Raw genomic sequence first — 15,438 nt, forward strand, 5'->3', positions numbered from 1 at the left:
GTGGGCCACAATCATGGGGTGCCCTCGGAGAACAGCGACCTGGACCAGCCCGGCAACACCGACAGCACCGGCTCCGCGAACGCCGAGCCGTCGACCGGCGGCGACCAGCCGCGGGTAGTCGCCGGGAGGTACCGGCTGCGGTCGATTCTGGGGTCCGGGTCGATGGGCACGGTCTGGTCGGCTTACGACGAGTTCCTGCACCGCCCGGTCGCGGTCAAGGAGATGAAGGTGCCGCCGGGCATCCCGGCGGAACAGGCGGACGAACTGCGCGAGCGCACGCTGCGTGAGGCACGGGCGATCGCGGTGCTGTCCCATCCGAACGTCATCACGCTGCACGACGTCGCGCGCGAGAACGATGCACCGTTCGTGGTGATGGAGCTGCTGCCGTCGCGCAGCCTCGCGCACCTGCTGCGCGACCACGGCCCGCTGACTGTCGAACAGGCCGCGGCAGTCGGCATCGCAGTCGCCGCCGCCCTCGAAGCCGCCCACGACGCAGGCATCACGCACCGTGACGTAAAGCCGGGCAACGTCCTGGTGGCCAGCGACGGCCGGATCAAGCTCACCGACTTCGGCATCGCCCGCAACGTCTCCGAGGCCACCATGACGCGAACCGGAATCATGCTCGGTTCGCCCGCCTACATCTCGCCGGAAGTCGCTTCCGGCGGCGCGGTCACCCCCAACGCCGACCTGTGGGGCCTCGGCGCGACGCTGTTCGCCGCCGTCGAAGGCGCACCCCCGTACGACGCGGACGGCGACCCGCTGGAAACCGTCGGCAAGGTCGTCAACGGCAAGGTGCCGCGCCCGAAGCCGGGTCCCCTTGCCGACGTCATCACCGCGCTGATGAAGAAGGAACCGGAAAAGCGGATCTCCCTGCGCGAGGTGCGGCACCGGCTGTACCCGATGCAGAACAAGGCCGCCCTTGACCTGTTCGGCCCCGAACTGTTCCGCACCCCAGACGGCAAGAAGACCGCCGCGCACCTGGACGCCACCGACACCCAGGTAATCAAAACGGTCGCCCCGAAACCGGACTCGGCGAATCAACCCGCCGCACTGGCAGCGGATCCAGGCCCGCTCCCGTTCCTGCGCTCCTCGAACACCGGCTCCGCCGCCGCGTTCACCCCCGCGCCTCCATTGCCGGCTCCGCCACCGCTGCCCGCCCCGCTGCCGCCGCCACCCCCACGCCGAAGCACCAAGGCCACGGCGATGCTGGCAGTCGCCTCGGTGGTCCTGTTCGCCCTGGCCTGCGGCGGCGGTTTCGCATTGGCCCGCCTGGTGAGCGGCCAGAACTTGCTGCCGCCGCAAAGCCCGGAGACCGGAACGCTGGCCACCCTGGGCACGGTGGACAGCTCGTCGAAGCCCCTGAAGCTGGTCCCCCAGCACGGCAACGCAAGCGCAACGGCGAACGTCTCGCGCGACAGCGAATACACCGTGTCCGTGCCCGAAGGCTGGCAACGCTTCATCGCATCGCGGAAATCAGTCTTCGGCACCTCGACGGTCGTCCAATACGTTTCCCCGGACGGCCGCCAATCCCTGCGCCTGGAACGAATCCCGAACTTCTTCGAAAAGTATTCCCAGCAAGACGCCGTAGAAGCCCTGCGCCTTTCATCGTCGCAAGACTCGTTCACCATCGCGCAACCAGCACACCAAACCCCCAACGGCACCGAACTCACCTACCGCGCGGCCGAACGAGCACAAGCCCACTCCGAAAAACCGGACGCCGTAATCACCCGCGCGACCTTCGCGCTAATCAAACAATCCGGCAACGCCGCCTGGCTACTGTCCCTGACAGTACCCACAGAACAAGAAGACAGCGGCTCCGCCACCTTCAGCCAAATCGCGCCGACACTGTCCTTCCCAACATCCTCCTAACCACAAAAACAGGCACCAACGCACCCAACAATCGAGGCACCCACACCACCCCCGCACCCCGATACGAAGCCTCCTCTGCGGTTCGGGGGTGCTTGTCAAGGCATCTTTCCCGCCTTGACAAGCACCCCCGAACCGTCAGCACAATCCGGCTTCGGGGTGCCCCACGCACCACCCACATGCAATGTCGCCCCCAGGCGACGAGCCGCCCGCGACACCCCTCACCCCTCCGAATACCTCCGCGCAGTCTCCGCAGCCTGAGCCAACCTCCGAAACCCCTCAAACAACCGATCCCCCAACACCGTCCCCACCACCGCGGCCTCAACAATCCGATCCATAGACCCAGCCGATTCGACCGTATCCAAATCAGCCTCAGCAATCCGATCGGCGATCTCCGCATACCGCCCGATCTGATCCAGCAGCGCCTGATGTCCTAACGCACGAATCGTCGAAACAGTCCCCACCAGCAATTCCACCACCGGATCGTCCGCCCCGAATTTCCACCCGTGCTCCCGGGCGACCTCCCCCAGCAATCCCGTCGCCCATTCCCGATCCCCCTCCGGGACCTCCGCGGCGGATCCGCTCAACGCCCGCTGAGCCACCCCCAGCACGTTGTACGCCGTCCGGTCCGAATCAACCGCCGCGACGACCTCCCGCACGGTCACCACCGACAACCCGCCGACCTCGACCAACGCGCGGATCAGCTTCAGCCGCCGCACGTGCTCCTCGCCGTAGCGAGCCTGGTTAGGACTGGTCCGCTCGCCGGCCGGGAGCAGCCCCTCCCGCAGGTAGTACTTGATCGTCGCCACCGGGACCCCGGACTCGGCGCTCAGCTCTGCCATCCGCACCCGCTCGACCCTACTTCCGGGAAAAACCCTGAGGACTTCTCAGCATGGATAGCTTAACTTCCCATAACGGAGAGCTTCACTATCCATTCTGGGAGGACCACCGTGACCACCACTGTCGACCCACCCGCGACGCTGAACACCGCGCGGATGCGCACCTGGCACCGTCCCTCGCTGTGGTTCGCCGCCGCGATGGCCGTCGCGACCGTGCTGACCATCGCCGCGATGCTGATCGACCGCCGGACCCTGCTCGGCGCGCCGGCGTGGGCGAAGCTGTTCAAATTCGCCGTGTCCGGCGGGCTCTACTTCTTCACCTGGAGCTGGCTCGTCTCGCTGCTGCGCGGACGGTTGCACAAGGTAGCGGGCACCGCCACGACCGTCGCCGTCGCGCTGTTCGCCGCCGAATACGTGACGATGGCCTTCCAGGCGGTCCGCGGCAGGCCGAGCCACTTCGCGAACACTTCGCCGTTCGACTTCGCGCTGTTCCAGGCCATGGGCGTGATGGTGGCGGGGCTCTGGCTCGCCACCCTCGTGGGCACCGTCCTGCTCATGTTCACCAGGATCGAAGACCGCGCGGTGTACTGGGCGGTGCGCACCGGCGCAGTCCTCGCGTTGATCGGCGCTGGCCTCGGCGCGACCATGACCCGGCCGACGCCGATCGAACGTGCCGAGATCAAGGCCACCGGGCATTCCGACCTCATCGGCGCGCACAGTGTCGGCGTCGCGGACGGCGGCCCCGGACTCCCGCTGCTCGGCTGGAGCACCACCGGCGGCGATCTGCGCATCCCGCATTTCCTCGGCTTGCACGCGCTGCAAGCGTTGCCGCTCTTGGCTTTCGGGCTCGCGGTGCTCGCGACGCGGCTGCCCCGGTTGCGCGAGAGCGCGGTGCGCGTCCGGCTGGTGTGGACGGGTTCGGTCGGCTACGCGGGACTCGTCGGCCTGGTCCTGTGGCAGGCCGAACGCGGCGAACCGCTCGTCTACCCGAGCGGCACGACGCTGGCCGCGGCCGGTTTGCTCGTCGGTGCGATCGCGGCGGCTGCCGCGGCGTCGGCGCTGGTGCCGGTCCGGAAGGCGGCCCGGTGAGCGAGCTGACCGTCTTCGCCTGGACGTTCCCCGTCGCGGTGCCGTTCTGGGCGCTGATGATCTTCCTGCCCGGCTGGCGCGGCACTCGCCGGATCCTGGCCTCGCCGTGGGTGCCGCTGCTGCCGCTGGTCTGGTACTTCATGCTGGCGATCCCGCATTTCGGCGAGCTGTGGCACGCCATGCAGCGGCCTGATCTCGGTGTCCTGCAAGGGTTCTTGAGCACGCCGTACGGGGCCGCGCTGGTCTGGGCTCACCTCATCGCGTTCGACCTGTTCATCGCGCGCTGGATGTTCTTCGAGGCGCGCACGCACCGGATCCCGTGGTGGGTGCTCAGCCCGCTGCTCCTGCTGACGATCTTCCTGTCGCCGTTCGGCCTGGTCGCGTTCCTCGTCGTGCGCGGCGCCCGGATACGCTCGGCGGCATGAGCAACCTGGAGGAGGCGGCCGCGGCCGTCATCGCCGAGCGCACCGGCGTCGAGAAGCACGACATCGCCGTGGTGCTGGGTTCGGGCTGGCGTCCGGCCGCGGACGTGATCGGAACCGCCGACGCGGAGATCCCGTTCGGCGAGCTGCCGGGCTTCACCCCGCCCGGAGCCGTCGGCCACGGTGGCACGGTGCGGTCCCTGCGGATCGGCGACAAGCGTGCGCTGGTCCTGCTCGGCCGCACGCATTTCTACGAGGGCAAGGGCATCGACCCGGTCGTGCAGAACGTCCGCACGGCCGCCGCGGCGGGCGCGCGGACGGTGCTGCTGACCAACGCGGCGGGCGGGCTGCGCGCGGGCATGAATGTCGGGCAGCCGGTGCTGATCTCCGACCACCTCAACCTGACCGCGCGCTCCCCGATCGTCGGCGCGAACTTCGTCGACCTCACCGACCTCTACGCGAAGCGGCTGCGCGACCTGGCGCGGGAGATCGACGATTCGCTGGAGGAGGGCGTCTACGCGGGCCTGCCCGGGCCGCACTTCGAGACCCCCGCCGAGATCCGGATGCTGCGCAATCTCGGCGCGGACCTGGTCGGCATGTCGACCGTGCTGGAGGCGATCGCCGCCCGCGCGGCCGGGCTCGAGGTGTTCGGGCTGTCGCTGGTCACCAATCTGGCCGCGGGCATGACCGGCCAGCCGCTCAACCACGAGGAAGTCCTCGAGGCCGGACGGCAGTCGGCGACGCGGATGGGCTCGCTGCTGAAGGAACTCGTCGCCCGCGCCTGAGCTCTCCCCGACCGATGGACGTCCGTGAAGGGCTCCTTGAGGGAATCTGATTCCTTCATGGGGCCCTTCACGGACCTCTGCCGAAGCAGCAACTCAGGCGTACCGCGGCAGCTGCGCGGCCACTTCCTCCGGCGAAGGCATCGCCGCGACCTCCGCCGCCAGCTCGCGCACGGCGTCCGCCACCGCGCCGTCGGCCAGCAACCGACCGGCCGTCTCGCGGACCGCGTCCGCCGTCAGCTCGTCGCCGAGAAGCTTCGCGCCCGCGCCGGCGCCGACCACCGCGTCCGCGTTGGTGAACTGGTCCGCGCCCTGCGGCAGCACCAGCTGCGGCACCCCCGCGCCGAACGCGCCCAGCGTGGTCCCGCTGCCACCGTGGTGCACGACCAGATCGACGTGCGGCAGCAGTTCCGATTGCGGCACCCACGCCTCGAGCCGCACGTTCGACGGCACCTCGCCGAGCGCGGCGACGTCGACGGCCGGGCCGGTGGCCACCAGCACGTCCGCGTCGAGCGAGGCCAGGCCCTGCAACGCCGAAGTCAGCAGGTGCGCCTGGCTGGCCGGGGTGGTGCCGAGCGTCAGGTACACCAGCGGGCGGCCCCGGTCCCGGCCTTCGATGCCGGACGGCAGATCGCCCGCTTCGCTCCAGCCGACCGGGCGCAGCGGCACGCGCCGGGCCCCGGCGACGAACTCCGGCGCCTGCACCGACGGCGGGCAGATGTCCACGAACGGGTGGCCCCAGAAGAGCCTGCTGCTGCCGGTGAGCCCGGCCTCGGCGGCGAACGCGTCGATCTGCTCGCTGATGCGGTCCATCGGGCCGCCGGAGGAAACCCGGCCGAAGCCGTGTCCGACCGCGGGAATCCCCGCCTGTCCGGCGGCGAACGCGCCGCCCGGATTGCCCATTTCGTACACGACCAGGTCCGGTTTCCGCTCGGCGAGCACCGGCGCGAGATCGGTCATGAACTGGGTGGGCAGCAGCCGCCCGAACGCCTTGCCGATGGCCTCGTTCAGCTCTCCTTCCGGGATCTCCTTGCGGCTGCGGGTGTCTCCGGCGAACAGGCGGCCGAACGCCTCCTGCATCGTCAGCCCGGCAGCGGCGGGTTCGAGCCCGGCTTTCTCCAGGGTCGGGTGGAATTCGGACGCGGTCGCGTAAACCACGTCGTGGCCGGCGTCGCGCGCGGCGACGGCGAGCGGCAGCAGCGGATAGACGTGCCCGTAAGAGGCGAGGGAAGTGAAAAGAATGCGCACCGCACGAGCGTATCGTCAGCCATCACCGGAGTTTCCGGATCCGCGTAAGCTGGCGCGGGTGTCCGACAGCCTCGATTCCCGCCTTCGCGATTCCGTCTACCGCTGGATCACCGACGACCCGGATCCGGTCTCGCGCGAGGAACTGACCGCCGTTCTCGCCCGCGCGATGGGCAAGGAGCCCGGCGCGGCCGAGGAGATCGCCGACCGGATGGCCGGGCCGCTGGAGTTCGGCACCGCGGGTCTGCGCGGGCCGGTGCGCGCGGGTCCGAACGGGATGAACGTCGCGGTGGTCACGCGGACCACCGCGGGCGTCGCCGCGTGGCTCGCCGCGCAGGGGCACGCCGGCGGAGTGGTCGTGGTCGGTCGCGACGCGCGGCACGGTTCGGAAGCGTTCGCGACCGCCGCGGCCGAGGTGCTGACCGCCGCCGGGTTCGCGGTGAAGGTGCTGCCGGAGCCGTTGCCGACGCCGTTGCTGGCGTTCTCGGTGCTGCACTACGGCGCGGTCGCCGGCATTCAGATCACCGCGTCGCACAATCCGCCCGCGGACAACGGCTACAAGCTTTACGACGCCACCGGCGGGCAAATCGTGCCGCCGTCCGACGGCGAAATCGAGCGCGCGATCCAGTCCGCTCCGGCCGCTCGGAGCATTCCGCGCACGCCCGGCGCCGAGGTCGTCGACCCGCGCGAGGCGTACCTTTCCGCGGTCGGCGCGCTGCCGCGCGGCACGACGCGCGAGCTGCGGATCGCCGCGACGGCGCTGCACGGCGTCGGCGCGGAGACCTTGCGGGCCGCGCTGTCCCGCGCCGGATTCACTGACGTGCACCTGGTTTCCGCCCAGTCCGAACCGGACGCCGACTTCCCCACCGTCTCGTTCCCGAACCCCGAGGAGCCCGGCGCGACCGATCTCCTGCTGGCGCTGGCGTCCGAAGTGGACGCTGATCTGGCGGTGGCGCTCGACCCGGACGCCGACCGGTGCGCGCTCGGCGTCCGCGGCCCGGACGGCTGGCGGATGCTGCGCGGCGACGAGACCGGTGTCCTGCTCGGGGCACACCTTCTGTCCACAACGGACAATCCAGATCCGTTGGTGGCCACCACGATCGTATCCTCGTCGCTGCTCGGCGAGGTGGCGAAGGAAAAGGGCGCGCGGTACGCGGAAACGCTCACCGGGTTCAAGTGGCTGGTCCGCGCGGGCGAGGGATTGGTGTTCGCGTACGAGGAAGCGCTCGGCCTGTGCGTGAACCCGGGCTTTGTCCGCGACAAGGACGGCATCGCCGCCGCGGTCGCGGGCGCGGACCTGGCCGCGACGCTCAAGGCCGAAGGCCGCACGCTGCTGGACGTCCTCGACGACCTCGCGACCCGGCACGGCGTGCACCTCACCGATCAAGTGTCGTTGCGGGTCACCGATCTTTCCGTGCGCGGACGCCTCATGACCGCGTTGCGCTCGGACCCGCCGGCCGCGCTCGGCGGGGTGCCGGTGACGCTCGAAGACCTCCTGCCGGACGCCGACGTGCTGCGGCTGAGCGGCGACGGCGTGCGTGTCGTAGTGCGGCCGTCCGGCACGGAACCGAAACTGAAGGCGTACCTGCAAGTGGTGGCTCCGGTGACCGGTGAACTCGCCGACGCGCGGCGCAGCGCGACGGAAGTTCTCGACGCGGTCCGCGAGGAGATCACCGCGCTGCTGCGCTGACGGGAGAACCATGCCAACGTTGCTGATCGTGCATCACACGCCGTCGCCGTCGATGCAGGCGATGTTCGAGGCCGCGCTCGCCGGCGCGAAGCACCCGGACATCGAAGGCGTCGACGTCGTCCGCCGTCCCGCGCTCGGCGCGACGGTGGCCGACGTGCTCGCCGCGGACGGCTACCTCCTGGGTACGCCGGCGAACCTCGGCAGCATGAGTGGAGCGTTGAAGCACTTCTTCGACACCGTGTACTACCCGTGCCTGGACGCGACGAAAGGCCGTCCGTTCGGGGCGTACGTGCACGGCAACAACGACACGTCCGGGACCGTGCGGCAACTCGACGCGATCACGACCGGGCTCGGCTGGACCCGGGTCGCGGAGCCCGTGCTCGTGACGGGAGAGCCGGACAAAGCCGCACTGGAAGCGGTGACCGAACTCGGCGGAACCCTTGCCGCGACGCTCATGTGAGCGGCGGTCGCTCCGCTGAGCAGGGCCGAAAGCCTTTCCCGGGAAAGTAAAGAGGCCTGTCACCGGAAGCCCTGGGGGTCGACCTCCGGCAACAGGCCAGATCGAGGGTTCGCAACGAAGGCGATCGACCTCGACTACGCAAGGGTACTACAAAGAACCGATCATGACGACCCTGCAACGGCGACCAAGCGTGCTCGAATCAACTCCGAGGGCGCCGACCAGGTCCGCACAGCCGGGGAAACGTGGATCCTTCCCGGCCCGCGTCCCGGTCAACGGGCCTTCGGCACCCCGTCCGGCCCAGCGGACCGGCCCTTGAGTGTCCATTGTGGAGTGTCCGGCTGGTCGGCCGACTCGCCGACGGCCGACTGCGGCGAGTGACGAAATCGCACCCGATCCACCACTCGGCGAACAACCGAGGCGGGCACCGGCCCGAAGACCGATGCCCGCCTCGAGAAATCAAGCAGGCGAGACCATCGCCCGCACCGTGGCCGGGACATCGGCCACGGCGACCTGCTGCTGTTCGCGCGTGGCCAGGCTCCGGACTGTCACGCGGCCGGCCGCCCAGTCCTCCTCGCCCACGATGACGACCGCGACCGCGCCCGCCTTGTCCGCGCGGGTGAGTTCCTTGCCCAGTTTGCGCAGTTCCAGCGGGGTCGACGTGCGCAGCCCTGCCTTGCGCAACGCCGTCGCGACGTCGCGCGCCGGGTCCGCCAGGTCCTCGGTGACCGGGATGACCGTGACGTCGACCTCGCTGCGCGGCTGCGGCGTGAGGCCGTGCGTGTCGAGGAAGTCCATCAGCGTCACGTCGCCCATGCCGAACCCGATGCCGGAGATCTGCTCCTTGGTGAACATCGAGGCGAGGTTGCTGTACCGGCCGCCGCCGAACAGCGCGCGACGGTTCTGCGGCGAGGTGTCGAAGACCTCGAACACGGTCGACGTGTAGTACGCCAGCCCGCGCACGATCAGCGGCTCGTAGCGGACCAGGCTCGCCGCGCTGCTGGACAGCACCTTGATCAGGTTCGACTCGGCCTTGACCTCCGCGGGCAGCTCGTCGAGCAGCGCCGGGCCCGCGCCGAGGGTCTCGGCGAGCTTCTCGTACTGCTTGTCCGACAACCCGATCTCGGCGGCGCTCGCCGCGTGCTCCTCGGCCGAGGTCTTCTCCCACCGGTCGACGAGCGCGAACACCTGCGGCAGGTGGTCCGGCGAGATCCCGACGACGTCGGTCAGCGCCGACGACAGGAGGTTCCGGTCGTTCACCCGCACCGCGAACATGTCCGGGGTCGCGCCGACCGCGCCCATCAGGTCGTGGATCAGCTCGAACATCTCGATCTCGCAGTTCGCGCTTTCCGAACCGAAGATGTCGGCGTTGATCTGCCAGTGCTCGCGCACGCGGCCGCGCTGCGGGCGCTCGTAGCGGTGGCAGTTCGGGTGGCTGTACCAGCGCACCGGGAACGACAGCGATTTCGCGTGACCGGCGATCATCCGGGCCACCGAGGGCGTCATCTCCGGGCGCAGCGCGAGCCGCTCGCCGCCGCGCGTGGTGAGCGTGTACAGCTGCTGGTCGGCGATCTCCTGGCCGGACTTCCGCTCGTAGACCTCCGCCTGCTCCAGGATCGGGCCGTCGTAGCGGAGGTAGCCGTAGCGCTCCAGCACGTCGTAGAGATGGCCGAACACCTGCGTACGGACGGACATTTCGGCGGGGAGGAAGTCTCGGGTCCCCTTGACAGGCGCGGTCGACAGGTATTCAGGCACGTCATCCAGCTTAACGACCCGGTGCCAGCCATTTCGTCAGGGGAACGCGATGCCGTACGCGGTGAGCAGCATGGCCGCGCCGAGCAGCACCGCGCCGCCGGTGGTGACGCTCATGCCGACGCGGGTGCGCAGCATCGCGAGGAAGAACCCGCCGGACTGCGCGAGCACGCCGAACAGGAGCAGGAAGCAGACGATCCAGCGCGCGGTGTCGCCGAGTCCGCCGTGCTCGACCAGCTGCAACGCGGTGAGAGTGAGGACGAGCAGCACACCAGCGTGGGCGTGCCCGGCGCGGAAGAAGCCGCGCTGTTTCTCGGTGAGGTCACCGCGGCGCAGGACGCCGCTCAGCGCGTAACCGCCATACATGACGGTGGGCAGCGATACCAGCGCGATGACGGTGAACAACTGGACTGGGCCGTGCATGGTCGCCTCCTTGGGGTGCGACGACGACCATAACACCGTTTTAAAACACTGTCACGAAACTTCTCGCGGACGGTCACGATGTCCCTCATGGCGGTGGCTGTCACCCGACGGTCGAGGGATGTGGGCAGCGAAGCAGGCCGCGGCGCACTGAACTGAAGGTCATGACTACGACCTCGATGCGGCGCCCCGCCCGATGGGCCGGTCTCGCCTTGTCCCTCGCCCTCAGCGGCCTGTGCCTGACCGCCCTGCCCGCCCAGGCGGCCGTTCCGCAGGCCAGCGCTCCGGCAGCGCACCAGGAGGGGAAGAAAACCCCCGTCCACATCAAGGCCGGACCGGTGAAGGCCAAGGTGCACAAGGGAGAGCAGCTCCGGATCCACGGACACGTGGCGACCGGCCCAGCGGCCCGCGGCGACGGCGGCGGGACCCTGTATCTGCAGCAGGAAACGCAGGCCGGAGTCTGGGTGAACCTCGTCTCCACGTCGTGCTCGCCGGACAGCGACTTCGACCTCGGCCTCCAGCTGAACGTGTCCGGGACCCTGACGCTGCGGGTCTTCCACCCCGAATCCACCCTGTTCGCCGCTGCCGCCTCCGCCGTGTTCACGGTCGTCGTGCTCTAGGGACCGATCCAGTGGATGTCCTCGGCGCGGACCAGGCATCATGGCGGGCGTGAGCCAGCCCGGGGATGCCGCTTCGCCGCAGGACGTCGCGTTGGCCTATGCCGACCAGCTCCGCCAGCAATCGGCGACCTGCCGGTTGCTGGCGGAGAAGCAGCGCGAGAACACCGCCGCGTTCGAGGGGTTCGCCGAACGCGGCCTTCCCGGTTCCGCCGAGATGGCGATCCGCTCCGAACGCTCGGCCCGATTCCTGGTGCAGCTCGCGTCGGTGATCGCGGAACAGGCGATCGCGCACGACCAGCTGATGGCCGCGGGCGGACCGGAGAACTCCCGCGCGTATGTCGAGTACGAGGCGACGACCCGGCGGCTGCGCGCATTGCTGCCGACGGACACCCTCACCGACTGAGCGCTACGGCCGCGGAGCCTGCGCGGAGTACATCAAGCTCTCTTTCTTCCTGTACAAGAAGTTCCAGGCACGAAAGCTCAAGCACGTTGGAAGCGCAACGTGAATGTCGCGCCAGCACCCCGCTTTCCGGCCGCCGCGATCGTTCCTCCGTGCCCCGTAACGACTTCCTGCGCCAAGGCCAAGCCCTGCCCGAACCGTCGGCCCTCGCCGTTCGTCCCGTGTGCGAAACGCTCGAAAAGTCGTTCCGCTTCGTGCTGCGGGAAGCCCGTCCCGGTGACGCACACGCGCAGTGCGACGTGCCTGGCGTCCGGATGGGCGAGGATCACCTCGATCGAACCGCCGGCGGCGTGTGCCCGATCGCGGAGAACGACTCAGCCGGGGTCGTCGCCGCGGTTCACCGTGCGGATGGTGTACCTGGCACCGTCGAGCGCGCGTTCTTCCGTCCCTAGGGACGCCGGTGCCCCGCTTCCGTCGCGGGGCACCGGCTGAAGCCGCTACTTGCCCGTGACGCGCGCGAGCGCCTCCGGGTACCGCTCGCCGGCGACCGCATCGGCCGGAGCGGCCTTCTCGATCGCCGCGATGTCCTCTTCGGACAGTTCCAGCTCGGCCGCGCCGACGTTCTCTTCCAAGTACTTCCGCCGCTTCGTGCCCGGGATCGGCACGACGTCGGACCCTTTGGCCTGCACCCACGCGAGCGCCAGCTGTCCCGCCGTGACGCCCTTGTCCGCGGCCAGCGCGCGCAGCGCCTCGACGATCGCCATGTTGCGCGCGAAGTTGTCCTCGGCGAACCGCGGCAGGTTGCGGCGCATGTCGCCCTCGGGCAGCTCCTGCACCGACGTGACCGCACCGGTCAGGAAACCGCGGCCCAGCGGCGAGAACGGCACGATTCCGATACCGAGCTCCCGGCAAGTGCCGAGGATCTCGTTTTCGATGCCGCGCGTCCACAGCGACCATTCGCTCTGCAGCGCGGTGACCGGATGCACCGCGTGCGCCCGGCGGATCGTCTCCGCGCCCGCTTCGGAAATCCCGGCGTAGCGGATCTTTCCGGCCTGCACCAGTTCGGCGAGCGCGCCCCAGGTTTCCTCGATCGGCACGTTCGCGTCGACGCGGTGCTGGTAGTAGAGGTCGATGTGGTCGATCCCGAGCCGCTGCAGGGATTCGTCGCAGCACTGCTTGACATACGCGGCGTCCCCGCGCGCGGTCATGCCCTGGTCGGTGTGCACGATGCCGAACTTCGTCGCGAGAACCACCTGGTCACGACGGTCGGCGATCGCCTTGCCGACGAGCTTCTCGTTCTCCCCCGCGCCGTACACGTTGGCCGTGTCGAGCAGGGTGACCCCCAGCTCCAGCGCCCGGTGCACGGTGGCGATGGACTCGCTGTCGTTGTCGCGCACGCCGTAGGCAGCGCTCATCCCCATGCAGCCGAGCCCCTGCGCCCCGACCTCCAGTGCGCCGAGCTTCCTAGTACCGATCACGCGGAAATTCCCTCCATTTCGGGCGCTACGCCAAAGGCCTTGCGCTCGATCTGCTCGTAGTTGGCGATCTTGTAGTCCAGAATGTCGAGACAACCCTGGAGTTCGGCGATCCGGTCGGCGACGGACTGCCGCTGCTCCACGAGGATCGCCTTGCGCCGTCCCGCGCTGGCCACGCCGTGCCGGCGCAGCGAGGCGTATTCGCGCATGCTCTTGATCGGCATGCCGGTGAGCCGCAGCTTCGTCAGAAAGCCGAGCCAGTTCAGGTCTTCGTCGGAGTAGGCGCGCCGCCCCGCCGAATCGCGAGCGGGCGGTTCGAGAAGCTTGATCCGTTCGTAGTACCGGAGGGTGTCGATCGACAGGCCGCTACGTCGTGCGGCTTCCGCTATCGAGTAGCTCATGCGCTCGACAGTACGACCTGGAGCGCGCTCCAGGTCAAATCTTCCACCGGTGGTCACGCTCGCGTTTTATAACGTTGTTGCGTTACGCTGGGTAGATGCCTCGCCCCCGTACGCACGACGAAACCCTCCGGCTGAAGCTCCTGGATCGGGCAGGCGAACTGATCTCAGCCGACGGCCCGAAGGCCCTGTCGCTGCGGAAACTGGCCGCCGACTCCGGCACGTCGACCACCGCGGTGTACTCGCTGTTCGGCAGCAAACCGGACCTGGTGAACGCACTGTACGTGGAAGGCTTCCGCCGCTTCGGCGCGCGCCTGGAGAAGGTCCCGCTGTCCGGCGACGCAGTAACCGACCTCGTGCGTCTGGGCATCGCCTACCGCGAAAGCGCCCTAGCCGACCCGCATCTGTACGCGATCATGTTCAGCCGCTCCGTGCCAGGTTTCGAACCCAACGCCGAGGCCGACGAGGTCGCCCAGGCCACCCTCGCCCCGCTGATGGGCGTGGTCCGCGCCGCCGTGGCGTCCGGCCAGTTCCAAGACGTCGCGCCGGAACTGATCACCGTCAGCCTGTGGGGTTTCGTGCACGGCTTGGTGTCGCTGGAACTGTCCGGCCGCCTGCCGGATGGCTTCAGCGTTTCCGACGCCTACGAAAAAGCCTTGCACGCCAACGCTTCCGGCTGGCTTACCTAGCGCCGTACTGCCGGTCCCCCGCGTCGCCGAGCCCCGGAACGATGAACCCGGAGTCGTTGAGCCGCTCGTCAATGCTCGACGTGACGACCCGGACCGGCAGCCCAGTCTTCTCCAGATGCGCGAGGCCCTCGGGTGCCGCGAGCGCACAGATAGCGGTGACGTCCGTAGCGCCCCGATCGGTCAGCAACCGGATCGTGTACTCCATCGACCCGCCAGTCGCGAGCATCGGATCAAGCACCAGGACAGGCCGGTCCGCGAGCGACTCAGGCAGCGACTCGAGATACGGGGTCGGCTTGAGCGTCTCCTCGTCGCGAGCGAGACCGACGAACCCCATCTGCGCGTCGGGGATCAGCTTGTGCGCCTGGTCGGCCATCCCCAGCCCAGCACGCAACACCGGCACCAGCAACGGCGGACTGGCAAGCCGATACGCATCAGTGCGCGCGACCGGAGTATGAATGCGCTCGGTCCGCACCGGAGCATCGCGCGTGGCTTCATAGACGAGCATGACAGTCAACTCATGCAGCGCGGCCCGGAACGCAGCACTGTCCGTCCGAGCGTCCCGCATGGTCGAGAGACGAGCCTTGGCCAGCGGGTGGTCGACGACATGCACATCCATGCCGCACAACTTAGCCGCCCAACTCGGGGACGCCACCCGTTCCCCCGCGCCTTCGTGGGCCCGCTTACTTCACGGCCCACCGCCCCGCCGCGCTGCTCCCAACCGCGCCCGCGCACACCCACCCCTAAAAGGCCACCGATGCACCCAACAATCGAGGCACCCAGCCCCTCCCCCGCACCCCGATACGAAGCCTCCCTGCGGTTCGGGGTGCCCCACGCAACCACCCACCTGCAATGTCGCCCCCAGGAGACGAGCAGGCCCCCTACCGAGACTCAGCGAACCACCGAACCCACCACCGCTGCCAAGGCGTCTCCACCGCCCTCGGATGATGCTCCCTCCGCACCCAATCCACCGCCTCCCCAACCCCCATCCCACCCAACGTCACCAAACAAGCCAACACAGTCCCAGTCCGACCCACCCCACCAAGACAAGCCACCTCCACGGCCTCCCCGGCAACCGCCCGGCCGTGCAACCCCACAATCTCCCGCCGCGCCCCCTCCCAATCCCGCGGCAGCAGAAAGTCCGGCCACAGCACCCACCGACGCTCCCACCCCAACGAAGCGTCGTACTTGGCCCGCATCCGCCGCGATCCCAGATACAACCCGAACTCCGGCTCCGGCCCCTCCGGTTGGGGCCGCCCCAGCCCGCGCGCCCGCACCACCACTCCGTCCGGAAGCA

The 15,438-nt window shown here is 69.2% G+C and carries 17 protein-coding genes; 9 read left to right on the forward strand and 8 right to left on the reverse strand.

Annotated elements, in window-relative coordinates; translation table 11 throughout:
- Positions 1-162: 162 nt before the first annotated feature.
- Positions 163-1,869 carry a serine/threonine-protein kinase gene (locus H5411_RS19375; RefSeq protein WP_246369076.1) on the forward strand — a complete coding sequence of 569 codons (1,707 nt, stop codon included), beginning with the start codon at positions 163-165 and terminating at the stop codon, positions 1,867-1,869.
- Between the two features lie 218 nt (positions 1,870-2,087).
- Here the strand turns inward: H5411_RS19375 and H5411_RS19380 are convergent, their stop codons facing one another.
- A complete protein-coding gene (locus H5411_RS19380) occupies positions 2,088-2,708 on the reverse strand; it encodes a MerR family transcriptional regulator (RefSeq protein ID WP_183124593.1) in 621 nt (206 codons plus the stop codon).
- Between the two features lie 195 nt (positions 2,709-2,903).
- Between H5411_RS19380 and H5411_RS19385 the strand changes: the two genes are divergently transcribed.
- The 3 genes from H5411_RS19385 to H5411_RS19395 are packed head-to-tail and all read left to right on the forward strand — an operon-like array spanning position 2,904 to position 5,001.
- Positions 2,904-3,794, forward strand: a complete 891-nt coding sequence (locus H5411_RS19385; RefSeq protein WP_460431666.1) for a hypothetical protein — start codon at positions 2,904-2,906, stop codon at positions 3,792-3,794.
- Entirely contained in the window at positions 3,791-4,219 is a 429-nt protein-coding gene (locus tag H5411_RS19390) for an ABA4-like family protein (protein ID WP_183124557.1), read from the forward strand. Before H5411_RS19385 ends, H5411_RS19390 begins: the two co-directional genes overlap by 4 nt.
- On the forward strand, positions 4,216-5,001 hold the full coding sequence (locus H5411_RS19395) for a purine-nucleoside phosphorylase (RefSeq protein ID WP_101435864.1): 786 nt from the start codon (positions 4,216-4,218) through the stop codon (positions 4,999-5,001). The genes H5411_RS19390 and H5411_RS19395 overlap by 4 nt, the downstream gene beginning before the upstream one ends.
- Before the next feature lie 93 nt (positions 5,002-5,094).
- Here H5411_RS19395 and H5411_RS19400 read toward each other — a convergent pair whose 3' ends face one another.
- Positions 5,095-6,246 (reverse strand): glycosyltransferase, encoded by a 1,152-nt coding sequence (locus H5411_RS19400; RefSeq protein WP_183124558.1) that lies wholly within the window; start codon positions 6,244-6,246, stop codon positions 5,095-5,097.
- Between the two features lie 58 nt (positions 6,247-6,304).
- Here H5411_RS19400 and H5411_RS19405 point away from each other — a divergent pair, with 58 nt between their 5' ends.
- Entirely contained in the window at positions 6,305-7,933 is a 1,629-nt protein-coding gene (locus H5411_RS19405; protein WP_101435866.1) for a phospho-sugar mutase, read from the forward strand.
- A 10-nt stretch (positions 7,934-7,943) separates the two neighbouring features.
- On the forward strand, positions 7,944-8,393 hold the full coding sequence (locus H5411_RS19410; protein WP_009072659.1) for a flavodoxin family protein: 450 nt from the start codon (positions 7,944-7,946) through the stop codon (positions 8,391-8,393).
- Positions 8,394-8,849: 456 nt separating this feature from the next.
- Here the strand turns inward: H5411_RS19410 and hisS are convergent, their stop codons facing one another.
- Together hisS and H5411_RS19420 are read right to left on the reverse strand one after the other, a co-directional pair.
- Positions 8,850-10,145: a histidine--tRNA ligase gene (gene hisS / locus H5411_RS19415; RefSeq protein ID WP_101435867.1), complete on the reverse strand. Its 1,296-nt coding sequence runs from the start codon at positions 10,143-10,145 to the stop codon at positions 8,850-8,852.
- Positions 10,146-10,181: 36 nt separating this feature from the next.
- Positions 10,182-10,565: a hypothetical protein gene (locus H5411_RS19420; RefSeq protein WP_101435868.1), complete on the reverse strand. Its 384-nt coding sequence runs from the start codon at positions 10,563-10,565 to the stop codon at positions 10,182-10,184.
- A 161-nt stretch (positions 10,566-10,726) separates the two neighbouring features.
- Between H5411_RS19420 and H5411_RS19425 the strand changes: the two genes are divergently transcribed.
- Together H5411_RS19425 and H5411_RS19430 are read left to right on the forward strand one after the other, a co-directional pair.
- Positions 10,727-11,182: a hypothetical protein gene (locus tag H5411_RS19425; protein ID WP_101435869.1), complete on the forward strand. Its 456-nt coding sequence runs from the start codon at positions 10,727-10,729 to the stop codon at positions 11,180-11,182.
- Positions 11,183-11,222: 40 nt separating this feature from the next.
- Positions 11,223-11,585, forward strand: coding sequence for a hypothetical protein (locus H5411_RS19430; RefSeq protein ID WP_101435870.1), 363 nt, complete (start codon positions 11,223-11,225; stop codon positions 11,583-11,585).
- 77 nt (positions 11,586-11,662) lie between these two features.
- Here H5411_RS19430 and H5411_RS19435 read toward each other — a convergent pair whose 3' ends face one another.
- The 3 genes from H5411_RS19435 to H5411_RS19445 all read right to left on the reverse strand — a co-directional run bounded on the left by H5411_RS19435 (position 11,663) and on the right by H5411_RS19445 (position 13,458).
- Positions 11,663-11,911, reverse strand: a complete 249-nt coding sequence (locus tag H5411_RS19435; RefSeq protein ID WP_312878447.1) for an ATP-binding protein — start codon at positions 11,909-11,911, stop codon at positions 11,663-11,665.
- Between the two features lie 168 nt (positions 11,912-12,079).
- Positions 12,080-13,060: an aldo/keto reductase gene (locus H5411_RS19440; RefSeq protein WP_183124559.1), complete on the reverse strand. Its 981-nt coding sequence runs from the start codon at positions 13,058-13,060 to the stop codon at positions 12,080-12,082.
- Entirely contained in the window at positions 13,057-13,458 is a 402-nt protein-coding gene (locus H5411_RS19445) for a MerR family transcriptional regulator (RefSeq protein ID WP_009072633.1), read from the reverse strand. The genes H5411_RS19440 and H5411_RS19445 overlap by 4 nt, the downstream gene beginning before the upstream one ends.
- A 95-nt stretch (positions 13,459-13,553) precedes the next feature.
- Here H5411_RS19445 and H5411_RS19450 point away from each other — a divergent pair, with 95 nt between their 5' ends.
- Positions 13,554-14,144, forward strand: a complete 591-nt coding sequence (locus H5411_RS19450; RefSeq protein WP_101435871.1) for a TetR/AcrR family transcriptional regulator — start codon at positions 13,554-13,556, stop codon at positions 14,142-14,144.
- Here the strand turns inward: H5411_RS19450 and upp are convergent.
- Complete coding sequence (upp, locus tag H5411_RS19455) at positions 14,137-14,760, reverse strand: uracil phosphoribosyltransferase (protein WP_101440802.1); 624 nt, start codon at positions 14,758-14,760, stop codon at positions 14,137-14,139. The two genes, H5411_RS19450 and upp, sit on opposite strands and share 8 nt — an antisense overlap.
- Between the last annotated feature and the right edge of the window lie 678 nt (positions 14,761-15,438).

The organism is Amycolatopsis echigonensis, from assembly GCF_014174495.1.
GTDB lineage: Bacteria > Actinomycetota > Actinomycetes > Mycobacteriales > Pseudonocardiaceae > Amycolatopsis > Amycolatopsis echigonensis.